Genomic DNA, 5,842 nt, shown 5'->3' on the forward strand with positions numbered 1-5,842 from the left:
AGCCCGCAAAAGAAGTCCATCACCCGCCTCCTGCGTTGCGTAACGCGGGAGATTTTACCGGGCGGCGAAGCTGTTGGTGGCGCGCTCTTCGGCGGGGAACCGTCCTGCCGATTACGGGCGGCAATCGTGCGGTCGTGTTGCCCTGCTTTCCCCTCCACGCACTCCATGATGCGCAGCAGCCCGCCACACTGCGAAAGAGGTCGAGGCACCTCATCGTGGGTCTCCGCTGACGGATCGCGCGACGAACAGTCCGGCAGACTGCGGCGTGATTGCGGAAGTCTCGCGCACCGGAGCTGCCGCCGGGGCGTCGTCCGGAGGCCCTTCCTTCTGCGCTGGATCGACGCTGGTCATGCCGTCAGCCCGCGTGATGAACAGCGGCGCGCGAGTCCAGGCACGAGGATCGGCTGCGGCGACGGTGATTGCGCCGGGCAGTTCACCGCCGCCGAAGGAAGGGAGCAGCGCGGCCACATACGCGCGGGTCTCGGCCGGCAACGGGCGGCCCGCGAGATACTCTTCGTAGCGCCCCGGTCCCGCGTTATAGGCCGCAAGAAAGCCCGGCGAACCGTAGCGATCATACATCTCGCGCAAGTACGCCGCGCCGGCCAGGATGTTGTCGCGCGGATCATAAGGATCACGTCCGAGCCTATGGCGGACGCGCAGCTCCGCCCAGGTATCCGGCATGATCTGCATCAGACCCATCGCGCCGGCAGAGGAGATCGCGCGCACATCGCCAGCGCTTTCCACGTGCATGACGGCGCGAATCCACGCGGCCGGGATGCCGAAACGCTGTGCGGCCTCTTCAACGTAGGCCGCGAACGGATGGCTGGAGGCCGTGCGCGTGGCCGGTGCGTTCTGCGCGTTCGCTGTGGCGCTCAACGGCGCGCCGAGGAACAGGCCGGAAAGGAGAAGGAAGGCTGCCAGTCGGACGGCGTTTGGCCGCCCGACGACAGTTCGATGGCGCGGGCCGGACATCGTTCAGTCCCGCTCGCCGCGCTTGGGCGGACGATTCCAGTGCAGGCTCCAGGCGGACTTGTCCTCGGTCGATTGGAACAAGTTCGCGCGGATCGGCTGGGCCAGAGTGGGATCGTCGATCTGCAAGGAGACGTAATCGCCGGCCTTTTCTCCGGTGCGTTTCCATCCGGCGCCGATCTCAGGTCCGTTATCGTTGCCGCGGTGAACACGATAATCCGGCGCATTCTCGGCGTCGGTGTGCTCAGCGGGGATGAGCACGATCTCAACGTCCAGCGAGAGCGTGCGGATGTGGCCGGCGTAGCCATTCTTCGTGCGCGTGAATTCGCCGATCTGCGGCATGGGAAGACTCCTTTGTTATGCGGTGAGGTCGGATAGGCGCGTCGTTCACCGCGTCGCGGCGCGCCATTCGAAGCGGCCGCCGCCGTCTTCATCGGTCCACACCGGCGTTGCGCGACCGATGATCGCGCGGGTGGAAATCGGACCGAAGTAGCGGCCGTCGAGGCTGTCCTCGACGGACCAGTTCATGAGGAAGATCTCGTCGTCGGCGATGCGCCGGCAGCCCTGCCAAATGGGAAGATCGCGGCCGAGACGGTCGCGTGTCAGCGCTTCGCCCATCGCGATGCCGTCGACGGTAATGTGCGCGCGGGTGCGGCAGACCTCCTGCCCGGGAAGAGCGGCGACGCGTTTCATCAGTGGGACGCCGCGCGGCACGTAGCCGCGCTCGGCCAGGAATGATGCGAGCGGCTCCGGGGCTTCCACGGCGACCAGGTCCGTCACTTCGAACTGCGGCGGCCGATCGAGTGAATAGAGTCCGATCGGGGTGCTGGCGGACGCGTTCCAGATCAGCCTAGGCGTGATGTGGATGAACGACAGGCCGCCGATCAGCATCACGGTGAAGTACGTCGTCATGACGTAGCCGAAGCGGGTCATAACTCGACCCTTCGGCGCAAAAGGATTGCGCGATGCTGGTCGGCCGTGTAGCTGCGCGGCTCCTGGCCGGCAGCAAGACGATTGTGAACGTGTCGCCAATGATGCGGCGAGACCTCGGCGGGATTGATGCCGATCGACTCGATCGCGTCGACGATCTGGAGGACGCGCTCGACCTTCGGCCAGCTCTCGGCCTTCAGCAAAATATCGCCGCCTGGGCGCACGAAGGGCAGCGTCTGATAGGGTTCGCCCGGCGAGATCGCGCGCACGATGTCGATGCGCGAGATGATCGTTCCGAAGTCGTTGGCCGCCCAACGGACAAAGGCGAAAACACTATGGGGCGGGAAGCTGACGACGCGCCGGCGGCGGTCGAGAATTTGTTCGTGGACGTCCTGGCCGAACCTGACCCAGTATTCGATCTTCTTCTCAATCCAGGTCAGCTCGACGTGGGTCAGACCAACCACAGTCGGCGTCGTAACGCGACGCAAGTCAGGAGCGCCGTTCATGGCGTACCTCCTTCGGTTGGGGGAAATTCGCGGGCGAGCAGTTCGCGCAGCATGTCGGCGACAGTGACGCCGCGTTGGAACGCGGCGATTTTGATCTGGCCGCGCATGTCGGGCGTGACGTCGATGGTGAGGCGTGCGGTGAAATTGGCGTCGTCGCCGCTGCGCGCTGGGCGCGGATCGGGGGCTTTGACCCAGCTCTCAGGATCGGCTGGACGTGCGGCAAAGGCACGTTTGTGGGATCGCCCGGTCATGACGCGATCCTCCGGACCTCGGTACAGAGTGCGGTGATCTCGCGCGCGGCGGGGCTGCGTTCGTTGATTTCCGAGACGAGGTGTCCAGATCGCGCGGCGTCGGCGAAGGTAACGCGCTGGCCGATGGTGCTGGTGAGCACCTGCGGATCGTGATCGGCGAGCGTTTCGGCCGTCTCGCGGGCAATGACCGTGCGCGCTCCACACCGATTCAGCACGAAGCGGGCGGCGAGTTGGGGACGATAAATCCGCGCCTCGGCGAGCAGCGAGAGCATCTCCGCGGACGCCCAGCCATCGAAAGGCGATGGCTGCACGGGGATCAGCAGCAGGTCGGCGGCAAGCAGCGCGGATCGCATCAAGCTGGCGACACGCGGCGGCCCGTCGATCACGATATGGTCGGCGCTTCGCGCCAGTTCCGGCGCTTCGCTATGAAGCGTATCTTGCGCCAGACCGACGACACCAAACAGGTGTGCCAGGCCTTCACGCGCTCGCTGCTGCGACCAGTCGAGCGCCGAGGCCTGCGGGTCGGCGTCGATCAGGAGAACGCGCTTGCCCCTGCTGGCCCATTCGCCCGCGAGATGGAGCGCGAGCGTCGTCTTGCCGACGCCACCCTTCTGATTGAGGAGCGCGACGATCATGACGCACCGCCACCGCGCCGGGCGGGAGTCGCCTGGGTTTGTCTCGCGTGTGGCTTGGCAGGATGAACAACGTCATGGCCGGGATCGGACGTGGATAGTCGTGTGCCACGATCTGCCCAAGCCTGGAGATCGTCGAGGGCATAGACGATGCGGCCGCCAAGTTTGCGATAGACTGGTCCGGTGCCATAGGTGCGGTGCTTCTCGAGCGTGCGACCAGACAGGCCGAGGAAGCGCGCTGCTTCGGGCGTGCGGAGATAGCGTGGCGGGGTGTCGAGTCGTGTCACTGACATGGCGGCCTCCGGGCGTCGGCTGCGCCTCCAGCGTGCGGTGGCGAAGCGGCGACCACGATGGCGGACCCTCGGCATCTGGGTGGATGACGGAGTGAAGCCCCTGCGAGCGCGTACCCCCCGGCAGTGGTCGAGGCGCGTTGGCGCGTAGGTCAGCGGCCGGCGAGCAAGCGGAGATAGCCGCCGCGCATCATTGTCTGGGCGTCCTTGACCAAGCGGATCGTCTGCGCGCGGATGGGCGATGTTTTCCACTCGGTTGCGGACTGGCTGGGCATATCGAACAGGGCGCCGGCGATCTCGCGGTACGTTGCGCCCGAGGATTGACCATCGAGCGCGCGCACCATGCGCACCAGGCGCAGGCGGTAACGCGGCGTGAGCGTAAGCGCGCGCGGGAGCGGACCGGCGGCGCGTCCGAAGAGACGACGTTGGAAGCGCATCGCTGCTTCGGCGCGGATGTGGAAGCTGTCGTCGAGCGGCAGCAGCACGGCGAGCGGTTGAGCCGGGTTAATGGCGCCGACGATTAAGTGATGGTCACCATCGTCATCGGCCAGCACCACGGCGTCTTGCGCGTGCAGCGTCGCGTGCTCCAGGTCGAGATGTTCGGGTCGCCGCGCCATCCGAAACACGGGTGGCGCGGCTTGAAGCAGCAGTACGCTGGCCACGAGTTCGGGTCGCCAAAAAATCGGGGTCTCCTGAGCGGAGCGGTCGGGGTCGATCAGGAAATCGCAACCCCCATTGAGGGTTGGCGCTCCTTCGCGAGGCGCCTCGCCGACTTGCCAGTGTGCTGCGCAGGCGGTCGTAGTCACTGCGATAGTCGGGATTGCGGCGCAGAAATTCCCACGCGAACCCTTCCCGCTCAAGCCGGTTCAGGGCGCGTTCGGTTTGTTGCAATCGCCAATCGGACGACTCGGCCATACGCGTCTCCTCGTCCGCGCTGAGTGGCCCCTCCGCGCGAAGAGTTGCCGGTGAAGACGATTACCGGAAGTCCCCCAATCTGGGCGGCGCGATGCCTCCTACAACCTCAAGGGGTGTCCTGCTTTAGGACACGCGGGGGCGGAGGAGTTCGCGATAGCCCCTGGTGGTCATCCAGCGGGCACGGGCGAGATGGCTGTCGTGAATCATTCGGGCGCGGTCGGGATCGCCATCGGGATCGAGTCCGAAAAGAATCTGGACCGCCTCACGCCAATCGGCGCCTTCGGCGGCGGCGTCGAGGAGCCGGACATAGAGCGCAAGATGGCTTTCGTCGTAGCCTGTCAGGCGGTCGCCCTCGGGCGGACGATCCAGAAAAGTAATGACGGTCACCGACGCGCTCATCTTCTTTGGTTAATCGATCGTATCCATATCGCAACTGCAAACCAGACCGATAACTGAAATTTCCCGATGCTTTTCAGGCATCGCGGCGGACCACCTGCGGCATCGCGAGCAGCTCCGCGGGCCGTGCATTATAACACGTAGCGCTATAATACACGATTGCCTTCTAACCTGCGGATGGACATTCGCAGAATTTTTGGAGCCAACGTCAGGAGGTATCGCGTCGCTGCCGGTCTGAGCCAGGAAGCGGTCGCCGTGAAAATGGGCGTGGACCGCGCCTATGTGAGCGGCATGGAGCGGGGCCAGCAGAATGTCACGCTGTTGACGATGTGGCACTTGGCGGAAGCGTTGAACGTGAAACCTGCCGACCTTCTTGATGAGACAGTGGAAGACGCTGAAACATGACTCGACGCGAGGCGCGTCGCAATTCGACGCATGCACCCGCTACGCGTGGCCGGATCGACGGACTCGCGTAAAGTCGGCCAACCGCCGAGCCGTAAAGCCGACAATGTGTAAAGCCGGAAGGCCAGCCCGGTTCGGACCAGCCTTGAAGCGGCTTCGTGTGCGTGTGTTGGCGCGTCATGAAGGGGCTTGCCCCGCCCGAGGATCGGGCGGGGCGTCGCGGACGGTTAGTCGGCGCGGCGGCCGTTGGGGCGGGACCAGATAAGGCTGTAACCCTCTCCCTCCTCGTCGTCGAAGAGGTTGGCGTAGATCGGGGCGGTGAAGCTCGGATCGTCGAGCTTGAGGCCCAGATAATCGCGGCCCTCGTTGCTGCGCTTGGACCAGGCGGCGCCGATCTCGGCATTATGTGGAGCTCCACATAAGATCGATTATGCGGAGAGCGGGATTATGCAGAGCGCCGGCCTGTAAGGTCTGTGTTGCCGCCGGTTTCGGCGGGGGTTCTGCTCCGCATAATTGCGGGCTGGAAGGTGGGCGCCCCGCGGGAAGCGGAG

At 65.1% G+C, this 5,842-nt stretch carries 11 protein-coding genes and 1 pseudogene; 1 reads left to right on the top strand and 11 read right to left on the bottom strand.

Features of this window, described 5'->3' with window-relative positions:
- Positions 1–210 precede the first annotated feature (210 nt).
- The 10 genes from ABLE93_RS26670 to ABLE93_RS26715 all read right to left on the bottom strand — a co-directional run bounded on the left by ABLE93_RS26670 (position 211) and on the right by ABLE93_RS26715 (position 4,892).
- On the bottom strand, positions 211–972 hold the full coding sequence (locus ABLE93_RS26670) for a lytic transglycosylase domain-containing protein (RefSeq protein ID WP_348842687.1): 762 nt from the start codon (positions 970–972) through the stop codon (positions 211–213).
- 3 nt (positions 973–975) lie between these two features.
- Positions 976–1,311 carry a DUF736 domain-containing protein gene (locus ABLE93_RS26675; RefSeq protein ID WP_348842688.1) on the bottom strand — a complete coding sequence of 112 codons (336 nt, stop codon included), beginning with the start codon at positions 1,309–1,311 and terminating at the stop codon, positions 976–978.
- A gap of 45 nt (positions 1,312–1,356) precedes the next feature.
- Positions 1,357–1,902 (bottom strand): S26 family signal peptidase, encoded by a 546-nt coding sequence (locus tag ABLE93_RS26680; protein ID WP_348842689.1) that lies wholly within the window; start codon positions 1,900–1,902, stop codon positions 1,357–1,359.
- Positions 1,899–2,405 carry a DUF2840 domain-containing protein gene (locus ABLE93_RS26685; protein ID WP_348842690.1) on the bottom strand — a complete coding sequence of 169 codons (507 nt, stop codon included), beginning with the start codon at positions 2,403–2,405 and terminating at the stop codon, positions 1,899–1,901. Before ABLE93_RS26685 ends, ABLE93_RS26680 begins: the two co-directional genes overlap by 4 nt.
- Positions 2,402–2,656 carry a hypothetical protein gene (locus ABLE93_RS26690; protein ID WP_348842691.1) on the bottom strand — a complete coding sequence of 85 codons (255 nt, stop codon included), beginning with the start codon at positions 2,654–2,656 and terminating at the stop codon, positions 2,402–2,404. Before ABLE93_RS26690 ends, ABLE93_RS26685 begins: the two co-directional genes overlap by 4 nt.
- The gene (parA, locus tag ABLE93_RS26695; protein WP_348842692.1) at positions 2,653–3,291 is read right to left on the bottom strand and encodes a ParA family partition ATPase; all 639 of its coding nucleotides are present in this window, start codon (positions 3,289–3,291) and stop codon (positions 2,653–2,655) included. The genes ABLE93_RS26690 and parA overlap by 4 nt, the downstream gene beginning before the upstream one ends.
- Positions 3,288–3,581 (bottom strand): helix-turn-helix transcriptional regulator, encoded by a 294-nt coding sequence (locus tag ABLE93_RS26700; RefSeq protein ID WP_348842693.1) that lies wholly within the window; start codon positions 3,579–3,581, stop codon positions 3,288–3,290. The genes parA and ABLE93_RS26700 overlap by 4 nt, the downstream gene beginning before the upstream one ends.
- 149 nt (positions 3,582–3,730) lie before the next feature.
- The gene (locus tag ABLE93_RS26705; protein ID WP_348842694.1) at positions 3,731–4,195 is read right to left on the bottom strand and encodes a DUF2285 domain-containing protein; all 465 of its coding nucleotides are present in this window, start codon (positions 4,193–4,195) and stop codon (positions 3,731–3,733) included.
- On the bottom strand, positions 4,119–4,493 hold the full coding sequence (locus ABLE93_RS26710) for a transcriptional regulator domain-containing protein (RefSeq protein WP_348842695.1): 375 nt from the start codon (positions 4,491–4,493) through the stop codon (positions 4,119–4,121). Before ABLE93_RS26710 ends, ABLE93_RS26705 begins: the two co-directional genes overlap by 77 nt.
- 123 nt (positions 4,494–4,616) lie before the next feature.
- A complete protein-coding gene (locus ABLE93_RS26715) occupies positions 4,617–4,892 on the bottom strand; it encodes a DNA -binding domain-containing protein (protein ID WP_348842696.1) in 276 nt (91 codons plus the stop codon).
- A 174-nt stretch (positions 4,893–5,066) separates the two neighbouring features.
- Here ABLE93_RS26715 and ABLE93_RS26720 point away from each other — a divergent pair, with 174 nt between their 5' ends.
- Positions 5,067–5,294, top strand: a complete 228-nt coding sequence (locus ABLE93_RS26720) for a helix-turn-helix domain-containing protein (RefSeq protein ID WP_348842697.1) — start codon at positions 5,067–5,069, stop codon at positions 5,292–5,294.
- 224 nt (positions 5,295–5,518) lie between these two features.
- Here the strand turns inward: ABLE93_RS26720 and ABLE93_RS26725 are convergent.
- A pseudogene (locus ABLE93_RS26725) lies at positions 5,519–5,692 on the bottom strand (DUF736 domain-containing protein); the annotation flags it as partial.
- Between the last annotated feature and the right edge of the window lie 150 nt (positions 5,693–5,842).

Source organism: Xanthobacter pollutisoli (assembly GCF_040044995.1).
In the GTDB taxonomy this organism is placed as follows: Bacteria; Pseudomonadota; Alphaproteobacteria; order Rhizobiales; family Xanthobacteraceae; genus Xanthobacter.

Coding starts and splice junctions, on each gene's coding strand:
- ABLE93_RS26670 (WP_348842687.1), bottom strand. CDS start 972: ATGTCCGGCCCGCGCCATCGAACTGTCGTCGGGCGGCCAAACGCCGTC.
- ABLE93_RS26675 (WP_348842688.1), bottom strand. CDS start 1,311: ATGCCGCAGATCGGCGAATTCACGCGCACGAAGAATGGCTACGCCGGC.
- ABLE93_RS26680 (WP_348842689.1), bottom strand. CDS start 1,902: ATGACCCGCTTCGGCTACGTCATGACGACGTACTTCACCGTGATGCTG.
- ABLE93_RS26685 (WP_348842690.1), bottom strand. CDS start 2,405: ATGAACGGCGCTCCTGACTTGCGTCGCGTTACGACGCCGACTGTGGTT.
- ABLE93_RS26690 (WP_348842691.1), bottom strand. CDS start 2,656: ATGACCGGGCGATCCCACAAACGTGCCTTTGCCGCACGTCCAGCCGAT.
- parA (WP_348842692.1), bottom strand. CDS start 3,291: ATGATCGTCGCGCTCCTCAATCAGAAGGGTGGCGTCGGCAAGACGACG.
- ABLE93_RS26700 (WP_348842693.1), bottom strand. CDS start 3,581: ATGTCAGTGACACGACTCGACACCCCGCCACGCTATCTCCGCACGCCC.
- ABLE93_RS26705 (WP_348842694.1), bottom strand. CDS start 4,195: ATGGCGCGGCGACCCGAACATCTCGACCTGGAGCACGCGACGCTGCAC.
- ABLE93_RS26710 (WP_348842695.1), bottom strand. CDS start 4,493: ATGGCCGAGTCGTCCGATTGGCGATTGCAACAAACCGAACGCGCCCTG.
- ABLE93_RS26715 (WP_348842696.1), bottom strand. CDS start 4,892: ATGAGCGCGTCGGTGACCGTCATTACTTTTCTGGATCGTCCGCCCGAG.
- ABLE93_RS26720 (WP_348842697.1), top strand. CDS start 5,067: ATGGACATTCGCAGAATTTTTGGAGCCAACGTCAGGAGGTATCGCGTC.